The 229-nt window shown below is 42.8% G+C and carries 1 protein-coding gene; it reads left to right on the top strand.

Annotated elements, in window-relative coordinates:
* The first annotated feature begins 14 nt into the window (after positions 1 to 14).
* Positions 15 to 128, top strand: a complete 114-nt coding sequence (locus P5683_RS26280; protein WP_315669535.1) for a tetratricopeptide repeat protein — start codon at positions 15 to 17, stop codon at positions 126 to 128.
* Positions 129 to 229 lie beyond the last annotated feature (101 nt).

Genomic DNA, 229 nt, shown 5'->3' with positions numbered 1-229 from the left:
GGTATAAACAAGCGATATCCTCCTATGACCAAGCCCTAAAATATAAACCGGATTTCCATGAAGCTTGGTATAACCGAGGGGAGGCGCTGTCTGATTTAGGAGAGTATAAACAAGCCATATCCTCCTAAGACGAAGCCCTAAAATATAAACCGGATTTCCATGAACCTTGGTTTAGCCGAGGGAATGCGCTGTATCATTTAGGAGAGTATAAACAAGCGATATCCTCCTA

The organism is Limnospira sp. PMC 1279.21 (genome assembly GCF_032349615.1).
GTDB lineage: Bacteria > Cyanobacteriota > Cyanobacteriia > Cyanobacteriales > Microcoleaceae > Limnospira > Limnospira fusiformis.
Note: the sequence above shows the minus strand (reverse complement) of the source record. Positions and strands in the feature narration are given on the sequence as shown.